20 protein-coding genes, 4 tRNA genes and 1 pseudogene are annotated in these 20,025 nt (G+C 41.5%); 10 read left to right on the top strand and 15 right to left on the bottom strand.

The features are described from left to right. Nucleotides 1-101, top strand: a 101-nt coding sequence (locus tag HMPREF0027_RS11405; RefSeq protein ID WP_155812093.1) for an IS3 family transposase, incomplete at its 5' end; no start/stop codon positions are given. A gap of 58 nt (nucleotides 102-159) precedes the next feature. Here HMPREF0027_RS11405 and frdD read toward each other — a convergent pair. The 4 genes from frdD to frdA are packed head-to-tail and all read right to left on the bottom strand — an operon-like array spanning nucleotide 160 to nucleotide 3,464. Further along, nucleotides 160-504 carry a fumarate reductase subunit FrdD gene (frdD, locus tag HMPREF0027_RS00695; protein ID WP_044024194.1) on the bottom strand — a complete coding sequence of 115 codons (345 nt, stop codon included), beginning with the start codon at nucleotides 502-504 and terminating at the stop codon, nucleotides 160-162. A gap of 13 nt (nucleotides 505-517) precedes the next feature. Beyond that, nucleotides 518-910 carry a fumarate reductase subunit FrdC gene (gene frdC, locus HMPREF0027_RS00690; protein ID WP_005621235.1) on the bottom strand — a complete coding sequence of 131 codons (393 nt, stop codon included), beginning with the start codon at nucleotides 908-910 and terminating at the stop codon, nucleotides 518-520. 7 nt (nucleotides 911-917) lie between these two features. Next, nucleotides 918-1,652: a succinate dehydrogenase/fumarate reductase iron-sulfur subunit gene (locus HMPREF0027_RS00685; RefSeq protein WP_005621234.1), complete on the bottom strand. Its 735-nt coding sequence runs from the start codon at nucleotides 1,650-1,652 to the stop codon at nucleotides 918-920. Between the two features lie 12 nt (nucleotides 1,653-1,664). Further along, entirely contained in the window at nucleotides 1,665-3,464 is a 1,800-nt protein-coding gene (gene frdA / locus HMPREF0027_RS00680) for a fumarate reductase (quinol) flavoprotein subunit (RefSeq protein WP_044024192.1), read from the bottom strand. Nucleotides 3,465-3,810: 346 nt separating this feature from the next. On the opposite strand from frdA, the gene epmA reads away from it, so the two are divergent. Further along, entirely contained in the window at nucleotides 3,811-4,794 is a 984-nt protein-coding gene (gene epmA / locus HMPREF0027_RS00675; RefSeq protein WP_044024191.1) for an elongation factor P--(R)-beta-lysine ligase, read from the top strand. An 89-nt stretch (nucleotides 4,795-4,883) separates the two neighbouring features. Here epmA and dapF read toward each other — a convergent pair whose 3' ends face one another. Further along, nucleotides 4,884-5,708 (bottom strand): diaminopimelate epimerase, encoded by an 825-nt coding sequence (gene dapF / locus HMPREF0027_RS00670; protein ID WP_044024189.1) that lies wholly within the window; start codon nucleotides 5,706-5,708, stop codon nucleotides 4,884-4,886. Nucleotides 5,709-5,886: 178 nt separating this feature from the next. On the opposite strand from dapF, the gene HMPREF0027_RS00665 reads away from it, so the two are divergent. Further along, on the top strand, nucleotides 5,887-7,209 hold the full coding sequence (locus HMPREF0027_RS00665; RefSeq protein WP_005621228.1) for an anaerobic C4-dicarboxylate transporter: 1,323 nt from the start codon (nucleotides 5,887-5,889) through the stop codon (nucleotides 7,207-7,209). A 59-nt stretch (nucleotides 7,210-7,268) separates the two neighbouring features. On the opposite strand, the gene HMPREF0027_RS00660 is transcribed toward HMPREF0027_RS00665, so the two are convergent. After that, nucleotides 7,269-7,640 (bottom strand): CrcB family protein, encoded by a 372-nt coding sequence (locus tag HMPREF0027_RS00660; RefSeq protein ID WP_005621226.1) that lies wholly within the window; start codon nucleotides 7,638-7,640, stop codon nucleotides 7,269-7,271. A 2-nt stretch (nucleotides 7,641-7,642) separates the two neighbouring features. Next, nucleotides 7,643-8,675: pseudogene (locus HMPREF0027_RS00655) on the bottom strand (MFS transporter). A 29-nt stretch (nucleotides 8,676-8,704) separates the two neighbouring features. Here HMPREF0027_RS00655 and HMPREF0027_RS00650 point away from each other — a divergent pair. Continuing rightward, nucleotides 8,705-9,814 (top strand): anhydro-N-acetylmuramic acid kinase, encoded by a 1,110-nt coding sequence (locus HMPREF0027_RS00650; protein ID WP_005621222.1) that lies wholly within the window; start codon nucleotides 8,705-8,707, stop codon nucleotides 9,812-9,814. 53 nt (nucleotides 9,815-9,867) lie between these two features. Then, on the top strand, nucleotides 9,868-10,782 hold the full coding sequence (murQ, locus tag HMPREF0027_RS00645; RefSeq protein ID WP_005621220.1) for an N-acetylmuramic acid 6-phosphate etherase: 915 nt from the start codon (nucleotides 9,868-9,870) through the stop codon (nucleotides 10,780-10,782). A gap of 65 nt (nucleotides 10,783-10,847) precedes the next feature. On the opposite strand, the gene ffh is transcribed toward murQ, so the two are convergent. From ffh to mutY, 8 genes are all read right to left on the bottom strand, one after another. Then, entirely contained in the window at nucleotides 10,848-12,245 is a 1,398-nt protein-coding gene (gene ffh / locus HMPREF0027_RS00640; RefSeq protein ID WP_044024383.1) for a signal recognition particle protein, read from the bottom strand. A gap of 385 nt (nucleotides 12,246-12,630) precedes the next feature. After that, nucleotides 12,631-12,706: transfer RNA gene (locus HMPREF0027_RS00635), tRNA-Asn, on the bottom strand. 5 nt (nucleotides 12,707-12,711) lie between these two features. Beyond that, nucleotides 12,712-12,787, bottom strand: a tRNA-Phe gene (locus HMPREF0027_RS00630). Nucleotides 12,788-12,926: 139 nt separating this feature from the next. Next, a tRNA-Asn gene (locus tag HMPREF0027_RS00625) sits at nucleotides 12,927-13,002 on the bottom strand. 5 nt (nucleotides 13,003-13,007) lie between these two features. Next, a tRNA-Phe gene (locus HMPREF0027_RS00620) sits at nucleotides 13,008-13,083 on the bottom strand. A 124-nt stretch (nucleotides 13,084-13,207) separates the two neighbouring features. Then, a complete protein-coding gene (mltC, locus tag HMPREF0027_RS00615) occupies nucleotides 13,208-14,299 on the bottom strand; it encodes a membrane-bound lytic murein transglycosylase MltC (RefSeq protein WP_005621215.1) in 1,092 nt (363 codons plus the stop codon). 26 nt (nucleotides 14,300-14,325) lie between these two features. Then, complete coding sequence (locus tag HMPREF0027_RS00610) at nucleotides 14,326-14,592, bottom strand: oxidative damage protection protein (RefSeq protein ID WP_005621213.1); 267 nt, start codon at nucleotides 14,590-14,592, stop codon at nucleotides 14,326-14,328. Between the two features lie 3 nt (nucleotides 14,593-14,595). Further along, complete coding sequence (mutY, locus tag HMPREF0027_RS00605) at nucleotides 14,596-15,741, bottom strand: A/G-specific adenine glycosylase (protein WP_005621211.1); 1,146 nt, start codon at nucleotides 15,739-15,741, stop codon at nucleotides 14,596-14,598. A gap of 97 nt (nucleotides 15,742-15,838) precedes the next feature. Between mutY and gloA2 the strand changes: the two genes are divergently transcribed. The 5 genes from gloA2 (at nucleotide 15,839) to HMPREF0027_RS00580 (ending at nucleotide 20,000) form a co-directional block, all read left to right on the top strand. After that, the gene (gene gloA2 / locus HMPREF0027_RS00600) at nucleotides 15,839-16,231 is read left to right on the top strand and encodes an SMU1112c/YaeR family gloxylase I-like metalloprotein (RefSeq protein ID WP_005621210.1); all 393 of its coding nucleotides are present in this window, start codon (nucleotides 15,839-15,841) and stop codon (nucleotides 16,229-16,231) included. A 207-nt stretch (nucleotides 16,232-16,438) separates the two neighbouring features. Next, the gene (gene sfsA / locus HMPREF0027_RS00595) at nucleotides 16,439-17,152 is read left to right on the top strand and encodes a DNA/RNA nuclease SfsA (RefSeq protein ID WP_005621208.1); all 714 of its coding nucleotides are present in this window, start codon (nucleotides 16,439-16,441) and stop codon (nucleotides 17,150-17,152) included. Nucleotides 17,153-17,230: 78 nt separating this feature from the next. Continuing rightward, nucleotides 17,231-17,752, top strand: coding sequence for an ATP-dependent protease subunit HslV (hslV, locus tag HMPREF0027_RS00590; RefSeq protein ID WP_005613306.1), 522 nt, complete (start codon nucleotides 17,231-17,233; stop codon nucleotides 17,750-17,752). 188 nt (nucleotides 17,753-17,940) lie between these two features. Beyond that, nucleotides 17,941-19,263: an HslU--HslV peptidase ATPase subunit gene (gene hslU, locus HMPREF0027_RS00585; protein WP_005621205.1), complete on the top strand. Its 1,323-nt coding sequence runs from the start codon at nucleotides 17,941-17,943 to the stop codon at nucleotides 19,261-19,263. Between the two features lie 320 nt (nucleotides 19,264-19,583). Further along, on the top strand, nucleotides 19,584-20,000 hold the full coding sequence (locus tag HMPREF0027_RS00580; RefSeq protein ID WP_005621203.1) for a DUF417 family protein: 417 nt from the start codon (nucleotides 19,584-19,586) through the stop codon (nucleotides 19,998-20,000). The last annotated feature ends 25 nt before the right edge of the window (nucleotides 20,001-20,025 follow it).

Below are 20,025 nucleotides of genomic sequence, written 5' to 3'. Positions count from 1 at the left end.
AAGTGATTCACGCGTACATTCATTATTACAACAATGAGCGTATTCAAGTGAAATTAAAAGGACTGAGCCCTTTACAATACAGAACTTGGTCCTTAAATTAAACAGTCTAACTTTTTGGGGTCAGATCACTGACGGATGGCTTTATTCACGTTATATTGATTACAGTGCGATTACTGCAAAGAACACAATCACTGAGTAGAGAACGGATAATCCGTAGAATACCCAGCCACCCGCAGGAAAGTGAATTTTGAGGTCATGTAAACCATGGTGTACACGGTGCATACCTGCCCACATTGGGAAAATTGTTACCGCCAAAATCACTAATTTACCTAACCAAGTGTGAGCAAATGCCACGATATTATCCACCGGCACCAAACCAAGCGGTAATAACACACCTAAAATTAAAATTAAGATAGGAAAGCAAATTGCACTAATTGTACCGCCGGCACTGAACATTAACCATACAGGTGGCTCATTAGAACGTTTTGGATCTTGTTTACTCATTACCATTCCTCCCCTAAATATAAGTAAATACTAACGCAACTAAGCTTACTACGCCGGTTACTGCCCAAAGTACATTTCTTAAAATATTTGGGTTAACACGTTCATTATGCACAATAAAAGTAAGCACTTGCGGTGTCATCACATAAAGTGTCGCTGCATGATAAAGCAATGCGGCAATACTGATAACGTTTAAAATAAATACGATTGGGTTTTGTAAGAAACTAATAAAGTTTTCTAAACCTTCCCCACCGAGACTAATCACGCCATAAAGCAATACAAGGCAGAACCATACGGTTGCTAAACAGGTTGCTTCACGTACCATGTACATTTTGTAGAAACCGAGTTTTGTCCACCAGTTCGCTTTCATTTCGCGTACATACGCTTTACGTTTAGTTGTTGTTGTCATATTGCCCCTAGCCTTTTGGTTTAAGCATTGAAATTACGTAATCTTTCGCGCTTTCTAATTTACCTTGGTTAATTGCAGAAGCCGGGCCTACATGTTTCGGACATACTTCTGAACAATAACCGACGAAAGTACAACTCCACACCCCGTTTTTAGAGCTTAAGAGTTTCATACGTTGCTCACGACCGTTATCACGGTTATCCAAGTTATAGCGGTGAGCAAGGGTAATCGCTGCCGGACCGATAAACTCAGGGTTTAAACCAAATTGCGGACAAGCTGCATAGCATAGACCACAATTAATACACATTGAGAATTGACGATATTTCTCTAATTGTGCCGGTGTTTGTTTAGTACGCTGACCTTCCGGTGCTTTATTATCGATAACATAAGGTTTGATTGCTTCGATGCTGTCGATAAAGTGGCTTAAATCCACCACTAAGTCACGCTCAATCGGGAAGTTTGCAAGCGGTTCGATTCGCATAAAGCCGCTGTAATCACGTAAGAATGTTTTACATGCTAATTTCGGTTTACCGTTTACCATCATACCACACGAGCCACAGATCGCCATACGGCAAGACCAACGATAAGAAAGCTCAGGCTCAAGTTCGTCTTTAATGTAACCGAGAACATCTAGTAATGAAGTTTGGCTATCGAACGGTACTTCATATTTGTCTAAATGTGGTTCGCTATCTGTTTCTGGATTGTAGCGAAGCACTTCGATGGTCATTTTGTTTAAATTTGCCATATTATCGCTCTCCTATTTTTGTGCCTGTTCTGCTGTTTTTTTCGCTTTTTCTTGCGCTTCTGCTTCCGCACCATATACACGTTTTGCAGGTTGTGATTTAGTAATTTTCACATCTGAATATTTAATGGTCGGTGTGCCGTCTGCGTTGTAGAATGCTTGGGTGTGTTTTAAGTAATTCACATCGTCACGTTCTGTATAGTCTAAACGTTGGTGTGCACCACGAGATTCTTTACGTTCAACAGCTGAGCAAGCGATTGATTGCGCCACATCTAAAATGAAGCCTAATTCGATTTTGTAGAGTAAATCAGTGTTAAACACGCTTGATTTATCTTTCACGCTGATATTTTTATAACGCTCTCTTAATTCATGGATTTTGTTTACCGCACCTTCCATACTTTCTTGTGTACGGTAGATACCACAACCTTCTTCCATTGCATCACCCATTTGGTTACGAATATCCGCCCAAGATTCATTACCTTCTTGGCGAGCTAAAGCGTGTAAGCGTGCCACTACATCTTGTGCTTGCGCATCAATTTGCGCTTGGTTACGAGGTGTTGCTTCTTGTGCACGGTGAGCCGCATTTTCACCGGCTACTTTACCGAATACCACTAATTCCGCCAGAGAGTTAGAACCTAAACGGTTTGCACCGTGTAAGCCTGAAGACGCACACTCACCTACTGCAAATAAGCCTTTAATTAAAGTTTCCGCATTCATATCCACTTCGATACCACCCATGGTGTAGTGAACAACAGGACGAACTGGGATTGGTGAAGTTACCGGATCTACACCTTCATAAGCACGCGCTAACTCGCAAATAAACGGTAAACGTTCGGTTAAGTGTTTTTCACCTAAATGACGTAAGTCTAAGTGAACAACATCAACACCTTTATCGGTTTTTAAAGTGTTACCTTTTTTCCATTCTTGCCAGAATGCTTGTGAAACTTTATCACGCGGACCAAGTTCCATATATTTGTTTTCCGGTTTACCGATTGGTGTTTCTGGTCCTAGACCGTAATCTTGTAAGTAACGGTAACCGTCTTTATTCACTAAGATACCGCCTTCACCACGGCAGCCTTCGGTCATTAAGATACCGGTATTCGGTAAACCGGTTGGGTGATATTGAACGAATTCCATATCACGTAATGCCACACCGTGACGATACGCCATTGATAAACCGTCACCGGTTACGATACCACCGTTAGTATTGAAACGATAAGTACGGCAACCACCACCGGTTGCGATAACGACTGCATTTGCATTGATTTGAACAAGCGTACCTTCCATCATATTCATCGCCACACAACCGCGAGCTTCGCCGTTGTCGGTCAGAATATCTAAAACGAAATGTTCGTCAAAACGTACGATATTAGGATATTTGATTGAAGTTTGGAAAAGTGTATGTAATAAGTGGAAACCGGTTTTGTCTGCTGCAAACCAAGTACGTTCGATTTTCATACCACCGAAGCGACGTACGTTTACTTCGCCATCCGAACGACGAGACCAAGGACAACCCCAGCGTTCTAATTGAGTCATTTCAATCGGTGAATGCTCAACAAAATATTCTACGATATCTTGTTCACATAACCAGTCACCACCGCCAACGGTATCATTAAAGTGGTTATCAAAAGAGTCTGTATCTTTAATTACCGCCGCTGAACCGCCTTCTGCCGCCACAGTATGGCTACGCATCGGGTAAACTTTTGAAATTAAAGCAATTTTAAGATTTGGATTTGCTTCCGCTGCTGCGATTGCTGCACGTAAACCGCCACCGCCAGCACCGATAATTGCGACATCAAAATTAACACTTTGCATAATGCACTCCAAAATAATAGATAAATTAATCAATATAATTTGTTCGCATTTTGCCACTATTTTTTGCACAATATAAGTTTATTCTACGTTTTCACGGCACAAAAAATATGTTTTGTGATCTACCTCAAAAAAGGTACAAAACCTTTATGCGGTATTGATAATTACTCGTAATTACAGATAAGAATTTGTCGCATTAAGCGGTCAAATTCGGCCAAAATTTTACCAATGATATAACAAAAATTTTAGGGAAATTCGCCGGTAAGCCGCCTACAAAATTGAAATTAAACTTCACAAACTAAAATAAATACCGCTACAATCTCTTTTTTAACGTTCGATGATCTCTGTAATGAATGAATTAATTTTAGAAAATGTTGAATGGAAACCGACTGCTTCCATCCAAAACCTAATCAAACGCAGCCAAATCATGGCGGAAATTCGCCAGTTTTTTAAAGATCGTGGTGTATTAGAAGTGGAAACACCCGCACTAAGTGAGTTTTCCGTAACAGACGTGCATCTTTCTACTTTTAGTACTCAATTCCTTTCGCCCTTTGCCAGCAAAGCGAAAACGCTGCATCTGATGACAAGCCCCGAATACCATATGAAACGCCTATTGGCAGCGGGTAGCGGTTCAATTTTCCAATTATGTCGCGTGTTTCGTAACGAAGAAGTGGGTAAACGTCATAATCCGGAATTTACCATGTTGGAATGGTATCGCCCGCATTTTGATATGTATCGTTTAATTAATGAAGTGGATGACTTATTACAGCAAATTTTAGATTGTGAACCGGCGGAATCTTATAGCTATCAGTTCGTATTCCAAACCTATGTCGGATTAGATCCGCTATCGGCAACTCGCGCGCAATTAGTTGAAAAAGCCCGTAAACACGGCTTCCCGTGTGAAGATGACGAGAATCGAGATACTTTGCTGCAATTCCTATTTAGTGAAATTGTGGAAGCGAATATTGGTAAAGAGCGCCCGACTGCGGTATATCATTTCCCGTCGTCGCAAGCGGCACTGGCTCAAATCAGTTCGGAAGATCACCGTGTTGCAGAACGCTTTGAGGTTTATTACAAAGGCTTAGAATTGGCAAACGGCTTCGATGAGCTAAGTGATGCGAAAGAACAAATGCGCCGCTTCGAACAAGATAACGTACAACGTGCACAAATGGGCTTACCGGCTCAGCAGTTAGACACTCGTTTTCTGGCTGCATTAAAAGCGGGGATTCCAAATTGTTCCGGCGTCGCGTTAGGCGTGGATCGTTTGATGATGATTGCAATGAATGCTGAGAAAATTGATGAAGTAATGGCGTTTGGTGTAGAAAGTGCTTAGATAATTAAAAACCACGGAATACACGGACTACACAAAACAAAATTTCCGTACTATCCGTGTATTCTGTGGTTAAAAGCACTTAGTTTAATTTAGAGTTTAATAAAACCGTCATAAATATGGGTAGCATCACCGGTCATATATAACGGATGACCGACACCTTTCCACTCGATTTGGAGTGAACCACCGGGTAAGTCAACTTGTACATTGCTATCCAATAAGCCTTGCATAATGCCTACTGCAACCGCACCACAAGCACCGCTGCCGCATGCCTGCGTTTCACCGGCGCCACGTTCAAATACTCGTAATTTAATATGATTGCGATTCACTACTTGTATAAAGCCGATATTCGCTCGCTCAGGAAAGCGTTCATGATTCTCCAACAAAGGTCCTAATTCATTTACCGGTGCTGTCTTAATATCTTCAACTTGTAACACACAATGCGGATTGCCCATTGAAACCACACCGCATAACACCGTTTGCAAATCCGTTCTTAGAATATAATTTTTTTCAAATTTATTTGCCGTAAACGGAACCTGTGCCGGTTCCCAAATCGGTTCACCCATATTCACACGAACTTTTTCTTCACCTTTTAAAGTTAATATCATTTTACCTTTGGCAGTACTCACGTGAATATCTTGTTTATTGGTTAAACCTTTTAGCGTGACAAAACGGGCAAAGCAGCGCGCACCATTACCGCATTGTGCAACTTCACTACCGTCCGCATTAAAAATACGGTAATGGAAATCTAAATCCGGGTCGTAAGGCGGCTCTACAAGCAATAATTGGTCAAAGCCAACGCCGGTATGTCGATCAGCTAATTTTCGGATCACATCCTCGGTAAGATAGACATTTTGCGTTACACCATCAATCACCATAAAGTCATTGCCAAGCCCGTGCATTTTTGAAAATTGCATATTATTTCCTATCATAAAAAAATTTAATTATTGATTCTTATAGCGATTAGTTTTATTTATTGCTATATTAAGCACCCTTTTCAAAGAGTTTAATTCTGCTTTGAGAAGGCTTATCTCTAAGGACTATTTCCTCAAGTATGAGGATTTTTTTACTGAATTACAATGGAGTAATTAAATTATGTCTGCAATGTTTCTTTTGCAATTTGCCATAGTTTTACTATGTATTTTGATTGGTGCCCGTGTCGGCGGTATCGGTTTGGGGGTATTTGGCGGTTTAGGCTTAGCGATCCTTTCTTTCGTGTTTGGTTTAAAACCAGCAGGCTTACCGATTGACGTAATGTTTATGATCATGGCGGTAGTTGCAGCTGCAGCAGCAATGCAAGCAGCCGGCGGTTTAGACTATATGATCAAACTGGCAACAAACATTTTATGTCGTAATCCAAAATATATTACTTTTATCGCACCGCTTGTTACTTGGACATTCACTGTGTTAGCGGGTACAGGTCACGTAGCGTATTCAGTATTACCTGTTATCGCTGAGGTTAGTCACCATAACGGTATTCGTCCAGAGCGTCCTCTCTCAATGGCAGTAATCGCTTCACAATTTGCGATCGTAGCAAGCCCGATTGCGGCGGCAGTCGTTGCAGTAGTAGCATTTTTAGAGCCACAAGGCATTACTTTAGGCAATGTATTAATGGTAACCGTGCCGGCAACTTTACTTGGTTTAATGCTTGCTTGTGTATTCGTAAATAAAATGGGTAAAGAGTTAAAAGACGATCCGCATTACCAAAAATTATTACAAGATCCTGATTACGTAAAAGAAAATCACACTTCTGTCGTTCCTGCAGATATTCAAATTAAATCAACCGCAAAAACTTCTGTAGTTTTATTCTTATTCGGTGCATTATTAGTTGTATTAATGGGTGCGGTACCGTCACTTCGTCCTGTGTTTGACAGCAAACCGATGGGTATGGCGCATACGATTGAAATAGTGATGCTTTCTGTCGGTGCATTAATTATCTTATTCTGCAAACCGGACGGCGATGAAATCACTAAAGGTTCGATTTTCCATGCCGGTATGCGTGCGGTAATTGCGATTTTCGGTATCGCATGGTTAGGTGATACGTTAATGCAAGGTCATATGACTGAAGTGAAAGGCATGGTTCAAGGCTTAGTAGAAACCGCACCATGGGCATTTGCTTTCGCATTATTTGTTTTATCGGTATTAGTAAACAGCCAAGGTGCAACTGTGGCAACACTCTTCCCGCTTGCGATTGCAATCGGCATTCCAGCACCGGTATTAATCGGGGTATTCGTGGCAGTAAACGGTTATTTCTTTATTCCGAACTACGGTCCGATTATCGCCTCAATTGACTTCGATACCACCGGTACAACAAAAATCGGTAAATACATCTTTAACCACAGCTTTATGTTACCAGGCTTATTAAGTATGATTTTCAGCATTGGCTTCGGTCTTTTATTAGCAAATATTTTACTTTAATTAGCTAACGAAAAATGCCCTCCAACTTTAAGTCGTGAGGGCATTTTTTTGCAAAAAATTTAGTAATTTTGACCGCTTGTAAAAAGGCGTACCAGCAAGATTCCTATCACTGTAAACAAAATCCCCCCGACCAAATGCAAACCGATAATACCGAAAGCTTGGTAATATTTCTCCGCCAGTAGCTTTTCACTTACTTCTAATGAAAAACTCGAAAAAGTGGTGAAACTGCCTAGAAAACCGGTAATAAACAATAATTTCTGCCCGTCATTCAAATGCAAGCCAATGGCGATTCCAATTAAGAAGCAGCCGAGCAAATTTGCTAACAATGTACCAAAGGCAAACTGGCTGAGAAAACCGTTAAACCATACGCCTAATTGCCAGCGAGAAATTGCGCCTAACACCGCACCGAGAACAATCCAAAGAATAGTCATAGCTACACCAAAAACAGATGAGGAATTAAATTCATCACCACTACCGTCGCAATCGAAAGCAGCAGACGTGATGCACCGAAAATGAAGCCTCGATTGGTACCGTTATCAAATTTCACTAACAAGTTCGCCATTGCTGTCAGCGCATACACCTCAATCACGGTAAAAATCACCAAATAGACATAAGCGCTAAACAGCGAAATGTAATGCAAGGTAATAAACCACGGCACAATGATACCAATCGCCAACAGCGGTGCGACCCAAACGGTTTGCTTCGCAGTGAGATTAATTTTGCGTGAGAAATAACTTTGTAACGATACCGTCATCAAGCCGTTCACAAATAATGCAATCGGACTATGTTCCGGCGCAGCTAATTTGTTATCAAATAAAAACGGGAAAATCACAAAAAACGAAGTGGCAATTGATAGCGGAATAAACAACATCAAATGCACAAATAAAAATTCTTTGGTAATAATTTCTCGAATCTGTCCAAAACGGAATTTCACCAAGCTTTGTAACGTTTGAATCTGATAAAACGGCTTGACCATCAGTGCAAACAGCACCGCCTCCATCGCAAAACAAACCCAAATTAATAACTCAATTTGCTCAAATTTAATAAACGGAATCACCAATAACGGCGCAAACATTGAAGACATACTGGTCACTTTCAGATACTTGCCCAGCAAACGGGTTTTCTCGCTATATTCATCGCCCGCCAAAGCCAGCAAACACGCTTTTGCATTGGTACCGAATAAACAGCTCCCCAGACCAAAGCAAGTCGTAGCTAGCAATAATAGTCCGTAATTATCCGCTGAGAGGAAGAAAATATAAGCTAACACGTCCAGCAAACAGCCTAGTAACATCATCTTTGCCAAGCCGTAACGGTCGGGCTAAAATCGCCAACGCTTGATTACAAAAGAATAATAAAGACAACGAAAAAGCGATTTCGCTATTGCTTAAGCCTTTTTTCTGTAAATAGATAAATTTGTAAAAATCAGCCGAGATCTTACCGCTTTTGTGGCGGATATTCGATATAATTCAACAAATTTTCCTTTCCTTTCATTTTTATGACTAAAAACCTCTACCTCGGCGTGATGTCCGGCACCAGCCTTGACGGTGTGGATTTATGCGTGATGGATTTTGCAAAAAATCCGCCAAAATTGACCGCTTGCGGCTTTACTCCTATGCCGGAAGATTTACGTACCGATTTATCGCAATTACTCAAAAGCGGTGAAACTTCCTTACAAAAATTAGGTGAAATCGATCACCGTTTAGGTCTGCTGTATGCCGAAAGTATCAATCGCTTTTTAGCCGAATATCATCTCACTGCAAGTGATATTCAAGCAATCGGTTGTCATGGACAAACTGTATGGCATTCTCCAAACGGCAAATTCCCATTTACCATGCAAATCGGTGATATGAATTTGGTTGCCGCTCATACCGGCATTACCACTATTGCGGATTTCCGTCGCAAAGATATGGCGGTCGGCGGACAGGGGGCACCATTAGTGCCTGCTTTTCACGAAGGGATTTTTGCCTCGCCGGAACGCTTAACCGTAGTGCTAAATATCGGCGGTATTTCCAATATTTCGGTACTTGCGCCACAGCTGCCGACCATTGGCTACGATGTCAGTGTCGGCAATGCACTGATGGATTCGTGGATAGAGCTGCACCAACCCAAACGCTACGACAAAAATGCCGAATGGGCAAAAACCGGAATACTGATTCCGGAATTACTCGACAGTTTACTTGATGAGCCTTTTTTCAAATTACCTGCCCCGAAAAGCACCGGACGAGAATTATTTAACCTTGAATGGCTTGCAAAAAAATCGGCAAATTTAACCGCTTATCGTCCTGAAGATGTACAACGTACACTGGCGGAATTTACCGCACAAAGTGTAGTAAGTGAGTTAAAAAATTTAGAAAGTGAAAAGCAATGCTTATTACTTATATGTGGTGGTGGCGCACACAACCCATTGTTAATGCAGAGATTTTCAGAATTACTACCGAAATGGCAGGTGGCTACCACTGATGAGTACGGATTGGATATTGATTATGTCGAAGCAGCTGCTTTTGCGTGGCTGGCTTATCAACGTGTACATAATTTAGCAAGTAATCTACCAAGCGTAACCGGTGCAAAAGAACCGGTGAGTTTAGGGGTAATTTATCCTAAGTAATCACTTCCTCACTTGTATAACACACCAAAAGTAAAAGGTGGTTGGAGATAAAAATGTCAGAAAAAAATTTATTAACGGCGTTGTCAAAAATGATTACCGAACAACGCAATCCTAACTCAATGAATATCGATCAACTCTCTGCACTTGAGTTGGTGAAAGTGATTAATCACGAAGATAAGCAAGTCCCACTTGCGGTGGAAAAATGTTTGCCGCAAATTGCTCAAGCAGTCGAAAAAATCGTACAAGCATTCCAAAATGGGGGACGTTTAGTCTATATCGGCGCCGGCACCAGCGGGCGCTTAGGTGTATTAGACGCTTCGGAATGTCCACCGACTTACGGCATTCCACCGGAAATGGTGGTCGGCATTATTGCCGGCGGTGAACGGGCATTACGCCACCCGATTGAAGGAGCGGAAGATAATACTGAACGAGGCAAAGCTGATTTGCAAGCGGTCAATTTTTCACCAAAAGATGTATTGGTCGGTATTGCGGCAAGCGGACGCACGCCTTATGTTATCGGTGCGTTGGAATATGCCAAATCTTTAGGTGCAACCACAGTTTCAATTGCCAGCAACCCGAATTCGGCAATGGCACAAATTGCCGAGATTGCGATTAATACGGTGGTAGGACCGGAAGTGCTGACCGGCTCAAGTCGTATGAAATCCGGTACGGCACAAAAGCTGGTGTTGAATATGCTGACCACCGCATCAATGGTAATGATAGGCAAATGCTATTCCAATTTAATGGTCGATGTGCAGGCAAGCAATGAAAAACTCAAAGCCCGTGCCATAAAAATCGTGATGGAAGCCACCGAATGTGATCGAACGGTTGCCGAAAATGCGCTAAAAATTGCCGAAAATAACGCAAAATTAGCCATTATGATGATCTTAAGTGATTCAGATAAAGCAACTGCCGAACAATTACTTTCTGTGCATCACGGAAAGTTGCGTCAAGCACTCGCCAAATAAGGCATAAAAAAGCGGTCGGATTTTGCAAATTTTCTACAAAATCCGACCGCTTGGAACGTAGCTAATTAGCGTTTACCGCCAAACATTCCGCCTAAGCCACCGAGGCCGCCTAAACCGCCTCCGCCCATTAAGCCTTTCATGCCACGCATCATTTTCGCCATACCGCCTTTACGCATTTTCTTCATCATACGCTGCATTTCATCAAATTGCTTAAGCAATTTATTTACGTCTTGCACCTGTGTACCCGAACCTAACGCAATACGACGACGACGAGAGCCTTTAATAATATCTGGATTCGCACGCTCTTTCAGCGTCATAGAGTTGATGATTGCTTCCATTTTAACAAACATTTTATCATCCACCTGATTTTTTACATGATCAGGTAAATTCTTCGCACCAGGCAGTTTATCCAGCATCGACATCATACCGCCCATTTTTTTCATTTCAATGAGCTGTTCACGGAAATCTTCAAGGGTGAAATCATAACCTTTCTTGAATTTCTGTGCCATTTTCTCAGCTTTTTCTTGGTCAACCGAGCGTTGTAAATCTTCGATTAATGACAATACATCGCCCATCCCCAGAATACGTGAAGCGACACGATCCGGATGGAACGGTTCTAACGCATCGGTTTTCTCACCCACACCGAGGAATTTAATCGGCTTGCCGGTGATTTGACGAATAGATAACGCCGCACCACCACGTGCATCACCATCTACTTTGGTTAAGATTACACCGGTAAGCGGTAAGGCTTCGTTAAAGGCTTTTGCCGTATTCGCCGCATCTTGACCAGTCATCGCATCCACAGTGAAAAGTGTTTCAATCGGATTTAATACGCTGTGGATTTGCTGGATTTCTTCCATCATCTCACCGTCAACGTGTAAACGACCTGCGGTATCCACAATTAAAACATCAAAGAAATTCAGTTTTGCGTGTTTTAAAGCAAGCTCGGCAATTTCAACCGGTTTCTGACTTGTCTCTGTCGGGAAGAAATCGACTTTTAACGCTTCCGCTAAGGTTTGAAGCTGTTTAATCGCCGCTGGACGATAGACGTCGGCAGAAACCACTAATACTTTTTTCTTATGGCGTTCTTTAAGGAATTTCGCTAATTTACCGACCGAGGTGGTTTTACCCGCACCTTGTAAGCCCGCCATTAAAATCACTGCCGGCGGTTGGGTCGCAAGATTTAACTCCTCATTCGCCTCACCCATCGCTTTCTCAAGCTCGCTTTGCACGACCTTAAGAAACTCCTGACCCGGCGTTAAACTTTTATTTACCTCTTCACCAATCGCACGCTCTTTCACTTTATTAATAAATTCACGCACAACCGGCAACGCAACGTCAGCTTCTAATAACGCCATACGCACTTCACGCAACGTATCTTTAATATTATCTTCCGTTAAACGACCTTTACCGGTAATGTTACGCAAGGTTTTCGATAGTCTGTCAGATAGGTTCTCAAACATAATTTTCTCTTTGCAAAATTTTTCTAGAATCCGACCGCTTCTTTTTAAGCCCAAAGGGATCATAAGCGGAAAATTACTTTCATTATACAAAAAATCCACCTTTATGACAGGGTAAAAGGTGGATTTTCAGGTATAAAAAATGCGACATCACTCGTATTAAAAGTGATGTCGCAAAATTGACAATATTCGAGGAATCATTTTTATTGTTTCGCTAATAATACTCTGTCTCACACAATTTTGCGAAGGGAAATTTCAAGTTTTTTCAAAAATTGGAGAGAGATCACAAAATTTCAGCAATGGCACTTAGCATATAGAAAATGCGCTTTTCAACCTCTAGAAAAAGCGAAACCCTGATAGTTATTTTAACTATCAGGGCTCCTGAATATGGCTCCTCCTGCGGGACTCGAACCTGCGACATATGGATTAACAGTCCACCGTTCTACCGACTGAACTAAGGAGGAATAGATGGTGCCTCGAGGCGGAATCGAACCACCGACACGGGGATTTTCAATCCCCTGCTCTACCGACTGAGCTATCGAGGCATCTCGTTGATTGCGATTGTTTATTATGCAATTATTTTAACTCAGCGTCAAGCTCTCCAAGATAACTTTTTGAAAGACTAGCAAAAGTAAATTGCTAATAAAGTGAAGCCCTAATGATAATCATCAGGGCTTCGAAATATGGCTCCTCCTGCGGGACTCGAACCTGCGACATATGGATTAACAGTCCACCGTTCTACCGACTGAACTAAGGAGGAATAGATGGTGCCTCGAGGCGGAATCGAACCACCGACACGGGGATTTTCAATCCCCTGCTCTACCGACTGAGCTATCGAGGCAACGTCTTGTTGCGAGGTGCATTATGCTGATTTAACCCCGCTTCGTCAAACACTTTTTTTAAAAATTTAAAAAAGTCGGTTTAAACGTGCTTTTTTTGTACTTTTTGCTTTAAAAAACAACAAATTATCGAACATGTAAATACTTTTCTCGAGCTTTCGTTACTTTCTTCAGGTAATTTCGTGCTTGGCTTGACGGATGTGCCGTTGTCAAAATACGATAAACCGCATCCGGAGATAAATCATTAATACGATCAATCGCATCATATTTATCATAATCAAATACTTTAAGTACCGCACCCGCACCACTGTTATAAGCGGAAATCATCGCATAACGTTTTGCCACCGGATTAGTGATACCGTCTAAATATTCATCACGTAAAATAGTTAAATATAAAGTTCCCGCATCAATATTCTGCGCCGGATTATACAAGTAAGCACGATCCGGCTGACCGCCAAATCCTTTACGCGCAAAAATATCACGTCCGGCAGTACGAGGTACAACCTGCATCAAACCGATCGCATTCGCATAACTTACCGCATACGGGTTAAATGCCGATTCAACTTCCATAATACCTAGAATCAAGCTTGGCTCGATGCCGTAACGCTTCGCCATTTTACGCACCAACGGCAAATATTGGCGTGCACGTACTTCAATATGTCCCGCCACCATTTTAATCGCTACGTAAGTTACCGTTCTACCGTTTTGAAGGCGGCGAGTCTGCAATTTATTTTGAATTAAATAAGTCGCAAAATTGTTAGCGATTGCAATATTATTAATATCACGCCCGAATTGATCGTTCACCTGACCTGCAAGGAACGGATTGCTACTAATCGGCACATCGCCCGATGCGAATAAGTCGATCCCTTTCGGGTCTGATCCCATTAATAAGGTGTGCACAATACTGTTACGTAAGTGGTTTTTGTCACCTAAGGTTTCAATCGTAATCTGACCGTCTTCGAATGAAATATGGCTACGAGTGTAGAACTGGTCCGTATATTTTACGTAGTCTTTTTTACTCGCAACTAACAGTTCGTTACTTCCCCAAATATCATCGATATTATGCGAGAATTGTCCAGTTAAAATATCTAAACCGTTAGTGTCTTTGGTGTAATCAACTTTCGTTTTAGTTCTTTTCACTTTTTTGGTACTGCTACCACAAGCGGCTAAGAACGGGATTACCAACAGTAACGGTAAATACTTAGTATATTTTTTCATTAAAAATCAATACCTTATTACTTCTGTTAAACAGGAACATAACCATCAATCTGAACCTCTTTGCCTTCAAATAAGAAATTTACCATTTCCGTTTCCAGCAATTTACGGTGTTCCGGGTTCATCATGCTTAACTTTTTCTCATTCACGAGCATAGTTTGTTTTTTAATCCATTCCGACCACGCTTGTTTACTAATAGAATCAAAAATACGCTTACCCAATTCGCCTGGATATAATTGAAAATCTAAGCCTTCGGCTTCTTGTTTTAAATACTCACAAAATACAATACGAGCCATTTTTTATTCCTTATTAGTGCTAGTTAGCGTTAAACTGAGTTCGTCCAAAATACGTTTTACGGGCGTTGCCAAACCTATTTCGCTCGGTAATTGCAAATCATACCAATAATTAGCGGTTGAAGATACTGAAAGGCGATAATTTCCGTAATTTTCTTGTACGACAAGCGGTTGATTTTGCGCATTTTTTTGCAAATCCAGATCTACCAAAATCGGGGTAATATCTAAGTGAAAATGGCTGAACGTGTGGCGAAATGCAATTAATTGTTGAGATATTTGCAAATTCTGTTCGGAAAGCGACCGCTTAAGCGTATCCGCATCTTCAAACTGCGGAAACACGTATAATCCGCCCCATAGTCCTTTTGCCTCACGTTGTTCCAATAAAACCTTATTACCCGACTTGATAATCAAAAAATACGCCTGACGTTCAGGCAATACTTTCTTCGGTTTTTTCGCCGGAAATTTATCCCATGCTTCAAACCGATTCGCTTCGCATAAATTCACTAACGGACATAACGAACATTTCGGTTTACTACGGGTACAAACCATCGCACCGAGATCCATCATCGCCTGATTAAAATCGGCAACTTGACGATTCGGCGTCACACTGGCGGTTAATTGCCACAATTTATTTTCTATACTTTTTTCACCACTCCAGCCATCCACCGCAAACACACGAGAAAGTACCCGTTTTACATTACCGTCTAAAATCGGATACGGTGCATTTAACACAGACGATAAAATAGCCCCCGCCGTACTGCGCCCAACACCTGAAAGCGCCAAAACATCATCAAAATCGGTCGGAAATTCACCACCGAATTGATCTCGAATTTGCTGTGCCGCTTTATGCAAATTTCTGGCTCGTGCGTAATAGCCTAACCCAGTCCATAAATGCAAAACTTCATCAATATGAGCATCCGCTAAGTCCGTTACCATTGGAAAACGTTCAATAAAACGTTCGAAATACGGAATAACTGTTACAACCTGCGTTTGTTGTAACATCACTTCCGACAACCAAACGCCATATAAGGTTTTATTTTGTTGCCAAGGTAAATGTTTACGCCCATACTGTACAAACCAAGCTAACACCGCTTTGGCAAACGGCTGATTCGGATCGGATTGTGCTAAAGGAAACTGCAATTTTGTTTTCACTTGAAGCCTTTTAATATCAAAATAATATCAAGCCGTGCATCATAACCTAAGCGGTCATATTTAACAGTTTTTTTGCAAAACTTTTACAAGGAAATTTATGTCAACACCCATTCTCGGCTTCCATCACGTCGCAACTATTGCCAGTGATTACGCAACCTCTAAACATTTTTATACGCAAATTCTCGGTGCGGAAATTATTGAAGAAACTTATCGTGCGGCATGTGAAAGTTATAAGCTCGATCTGCGTTTTGCCGACGGTTCACAAATTGAATTATTTAGTTTTCCGAATCCACCACAACGCCCAAATAGCCCAGAAGCCTGCGGCTTACGTCATTTAGCGTTTCGAGTCAAAAACGTGCAACAAGCGGTCGAATTTTTAGTAAAAAATGCGGTGGAATGTGAACCGATTCGAATTGATGACTTGACCGGTAAACGTTTCACTTTCTTTAAAGATCCGGACGGTTTACCGCTAGAGTTTTATGAAATTTAAGGGCTGAAAATTTAAGCAACTCGACTTATAGTAAGAACACTAAAAAGATAATGATAAGCCAAAATGCTTTCATTTCTCGTTCTCCTTTATCAGATTGTTAAACAAAGCTGATCGAGATTAAGCTATTACCTGACCAACCGTTAATCAGTTTGATACAAAAAACCACTTTGCAAAAAGCGGTTTTTTCTTTATAAATCAAAGATTATTATGCAATTTCCTTCTCTTTCTTGCGGCATATTAATCAAACGTTATAAACGTTTTTTAGCCGATATTCTGCTGCCCAACGGCGAGCAAATTACCCTACATTGTCCGAACACCGGTGCAATGACCGGCTGTGCCACTGCCGGCGATATCGTTTGGTTTTCCACTTCCGATAATCCGAAACGCAAATATGCTTACACTTGGGAACTGACCCAAACTCAAGCGGGCGATTTTATTTGTGTGAATACTCAACGAGCTAATCAGCTGGTGCAAGAGGCCTTAGAAAAGCGTTGGATCACCGAACTCGCCAAGTATCAAACTATATTACCCGAACAAAAATACGGCACGGAAAACAGCCGGATTGATTTTTTACTAAAAGCGGACAATCAGCCCGACTGTTTTGTAGAAGTAAAATCCACCACCTTACTCACCGAAAACGGCTTGGGGATGTTCCCTGATGCCAAAACAGAACGAGGACAAAAACACTTGCGAGAACTGGCTGCGATTGCTGAATCAGGGCAACAAGCGGTTATATTTTTTGCAATTTTACACACCGGTATCCAACGTTTTGCCGTGGCAAAACAGATTGATCCGCAATATGCTGCTTTATTTGAACAAGCGAAAAAAACCGGGGTAAAAGTGTTGGTGTATAAAGCCCAGATCGAATTAGCACAAGACAAGCCGGTGGCGATGAATTTGCAATTTTCTTGTGAAATCTGACCGCTTGTCCTTGAAAAAGACAAATTTCCCCCCATTTAACACCACAGTTTTCCCTAAAAGAAAGGACAAGGATTTAATATGACAACGATCGTATGTGTTCGTAAAGATGGCAAAGTCGCTATCGGAGGTGACGGACAAGCAACGCTAGGTAATTGTGTAGAAAAAGGCACGGTACGCAAAGTGCGCCGTATGTACAAAGACAAAGTGGTAACCGGCTTTGCTGGTTCAACTGCCGATGCGTTTATCTTACGTGATTTATTCGAGAAAAAATTAGAATTACACCAAGGTCACTTAATCAAATCTGCGGTGGAATTAGCAAAAGAATGGCGTACCGAACGTTCACTACGAAAATTAGAAGCGATGATGATTGTAGCAAACGAAAGTGAATTTTTATTAGTTTCGGGCTCGGGCGATGTAATTGAGCCAGAACAAGACGTGTTAGCCATCGGCTCCGGCGGTAACTACGCCAAAGCGGCGGCACTTGCACTACTTCGCACGCAAAATAATTTATCTGCAAAAGAAATCGTGGCGGAAGCATTAAAAATCGCCGGTGATATTGATATTTACTCAAATCATAATCACGTAATCGAAGAAGTATAAAGCTCATTTTCCTCTTTATAAATGCAAGGTTATTAAGCTTCCCTCTCTCCCCTTGCGGGAGAGAGGGAAATTTGCAAAAACTCAAGCAAATTAGACCGCCTCCCCTCTCCCACAAGGGGCGAGGGTAACAAAATAATCGAATAACCGCTGTTTTACAAAAAGGAAAATATTTAGAAGGAATAAAAAATATGTCAATGACCCCTCGTGAAATTGTGTCGGAATTAGACTCGCATATTATCGGACAAAACGAAGCAAAACGTGCGGTGGCAATTGCCCTACGTAACCGTTGGAGAAGAATGCAATTACCGGAAGATCTCCGCCAAGAAGTCACCCCGAAAAACATTCTGATGATCGGTCCGACCGGTGTGGGTAAAACTGAAATTGCACGCCGTTTAGCAAAATTAGCTAACGCACCTTTTATTAAAGTGGAAGCGACTAAATTCACCGAAGTGGGCTACGTAGGTAAAGAAGTCGATTCGATTATCAAAGATCTAACCGATGTGGCTGTGAAATTAGTCAAATCACAAGCGGTCGAAAAAAACCGTATGCGAGCGCAGGATGCGGCAGAAAATCGTATTTTAGATGTGTTATTACCACCGGCAAAAGATCAATGGGGTAACGTACAAGAAAGCGATAACAGCTCAACCCGCCAAGTGTTCCGCAAAAAATTGCGTGAAGGTCAGCTTGATGACAAAGAAATCGAAATCGATGTAGCAGCACAAGTGAGCGTAGAAATTATGACGCCGCCGGGTATGGAAGAAATGACTTCGCAGCTTCAATCGTTATTTGAAGGTATGTCGCCGAACAAAACCAAAAAACGCAAAATGAAAATCAAAGATGCGTTAAAAGTAATGGTAGACGAAGAAGCGGCAAAGCTGGTGAATCCGGAAGAGTTGAAACAACAAGCGATTGAAGCAGTTGAACAGCACGGTATCGTATTTATTGATGAAATCGACAAAATCTGTAAAAAAGGCGAACATTCAGGCGGCGACGTTTCTCGTGAAGGTGTACAGCGTGATTTACTGCCGATTATCGAAGGTTCTACGGTCAATACCAAACACGGCATGGTAAAAACCGACCATATTTTATTTATCTGTTCAGGTGCATTCCAAGTGGCTCGCCCGTCAGATTTATTACCGGAATTACAAGGCCGCTTACCGATTCGTGTCGAATTAAAATCGCTCACGAAAGAAGATTTCGAACGTATCCTCACCGAACCGAACGCTTCATTAACACTCCAATATCGTGAGCTAATGAAAACCGAAGGCGTGGAAATCGAGTTTACTAAAGACGGTATCAGCAAAATCGCCGAATCGGCATTCCGTGTAAACGAAAAAACCGAAAATATCGGTGCTCGTCGTTTACATACCGTATTAGAACGCCTTATGGACGGCATCTCATTCGACGCAAGCGAACGCTCAGGCGAGAAAATCGTGATTGATGAGAAATACGTACAAGATGCGTTAAATGACGTAGTTGAGAATGAAGATTTAAGCCGTTTTATTCTTTAATTAACGAGGTAACAAGCGGTCAAAATTTGCAAATTTTTTGCAGATTTTGACCGCTTTTCATATATATCTAGTGAATACCTACAATGGCGTTTGCCTATACGAGCACTTTAGTAAATAATCACCCTCCCCCCTTGTGGGAGAGGGGAAAAACGCTTGTCGCCCACGCACGGCAAGCCGTATGTGGTTACGATCAGCCTACGGCTGAGTGAGCAACGCTGTGGCTCCAAATTTCTCTATAATGGCACTTGCAAATTTCCGTGTAAGAATCTAGCTATTCTTACGTCTCTTATAAGTATCGTAATTATTTATAAGGAGACATTATGCACAACTTACTTCGTCGTTTTCAAAAATCTGATATTGATATTTTAATCTTACGTTTATCGCTTTTTATTGTATATGCGACTTTCGGGGTATTTAAATGGTTTGATTTTGAGGTGGAGGCACTCAAGCCGTTGATTTCGAAGAGCTGGTTAAGTTTTTTATATGATTGGTTTGGTTTCTATGGCGCAAGCTATGTATTAGGGACAATTGAAGGGATTACTTACCTAAGCTTATTTGCAGGAATTTTCTCACCAAGAGCGGGCATTATCGGCGCATTAGGTTTATTAGGTACCGGTGTCGTGACGCTCAGTCTGTTATTCCAACTCGGCTTTGATAGCTTTCTTTTCAAAGACTTCTTACTGATCGGTGGGGCAATTGTATTATTAAAACACGAGTTAAACCGTATCAATCCGTAAACATAAAAAAATAGCGAATAATCGG

It is taken from the genome of Actinobacillus ureae ATCC 25976 (assembly GCF_000188255.1).
In the GTDB taxonomy this organism is placed as follows: Bacteria; Pseudomonadota; Gammaproteobacteria; order Enterobacterales; family Pasteurellaceae; genus Actinobacillus; species Actinobacillus ureae.
This window is presented reverse-complemented; position numbering and strand designations above follow the sequence as displayed.

Coding starts and splice junctions, on each gene's coding strand:
- HMPREF0027_RS00610 (WP_005621213.1), bottom strand. CDS start 14,592: ATGGCTCGTATTGTATTTTGTGAGTATTTAAAACAAGAAGCCGAAGGC.
- HMPREF0027_RS00650 (WP_005621222.1), top strand. CDS start 8,705: ATGACTAAAAACCTCTACCTCGGCGTGATGTCCGGCACCAGCCTTGAC.
- sfsA (WP_005621208.1), top strand. CDS start 16,439: ATGCAATTTCCTTCTCTTTCTTGCGGCATATTAATCAAACGTTATAAA.
- epmA (WP_044024191.1), top strand. CDS start 3,811: ATGAATGAATTAATTTTAGAAAATGTTGAATGGAAACCGACTGCTTCC.
- HMPREF0027_RS00580 (WP_005621203.1), top strand. CDS start 19,584: ATGCACAACTTACTTCGTCGTTTTCAAAAATCTGATATTGATATTTTA.
- dapF (WP_044024189.1), bottom strand. CDS start 5,708: ATGCAATTTTCAAAAATGCACGGGCTTGGCAATGACTTTATGGTGATT.
- mltC (WP_005621215.1), bottom strand. CDS start 14,299: ATGAAAAAATATACTAAGTATTTACCGTTACTGTTGGTAATCCCGTTC.
- frdC (WP_005621235.1), bottom strand. CDS start 910: ATGACAACAACAACTAAACGTAAAGCGTATGTACGCGAAATGAAAGCG.
- hslU (WP_005621205.1), top strand. CDS start 17,941: ATGTCAATGACCCCTCGTGAAATTGTGTCGGAATTAGACTCGCATATT.
- ffh (WP_044024383.1), bottom strand. CDS start 12,245: ATGTTTGAGAACCTATCTGACAGACTATCGAAAACCTTGCGTAACATT.
- frdA (WP_044024192.1), bottom strand. CDS start 3,464: ATGCAAAGTGTTAATTTTGATGTCGCAATTATCGGTGCTGGCGGTGGC.
- frdD (WP_044024194.1), bottom strand. CDS start 504: ATGAGTAAACAAGATCCAAAACGTTCTAATGAGCCACCTGTATGGTTA.
- HMPREF0027_RS00665 (WP_005621228.1), top strand. CDS start 5,887: ATGTCTGCAATGTTTCTTTTGCAATTTGCCATAGTTTTACTATGTATT.
- gloA2 (WP_005621210.1), top strand. CDS start 15,839: ATGTCAACACCCATTCTCGGCTTCCATCACGTCGCAACTATTGCCAGT.
- HMPREF0027_RS00685 (WP_005621234.1), bottom strand. CDS start 1,652: ATGGCAAATTTAAACAAAATGACCATCGAAGTGCTTCGCTACAATCCA.
- HMPREF0027_RS00660 (WP_005621226.1), bottom strand. CDS start 7,640: ATGACTATTCTTTGGATTGTTCTCGGTGCGGTGTTAGGCGCAATTTCT.
- hslV (WP_005613306.1), top strand. CDS start 17,231: ATGACAACGATCGTATGTGTTCGTAAAGATGGCAAAGTCGCTATCGGA.
- murQ (WP_005621220.1), top strand. CDS start 9,868: ATGTCAGAAAAAAATTTATTAACGGCGTTGTCAAAAATGATTACCGAA.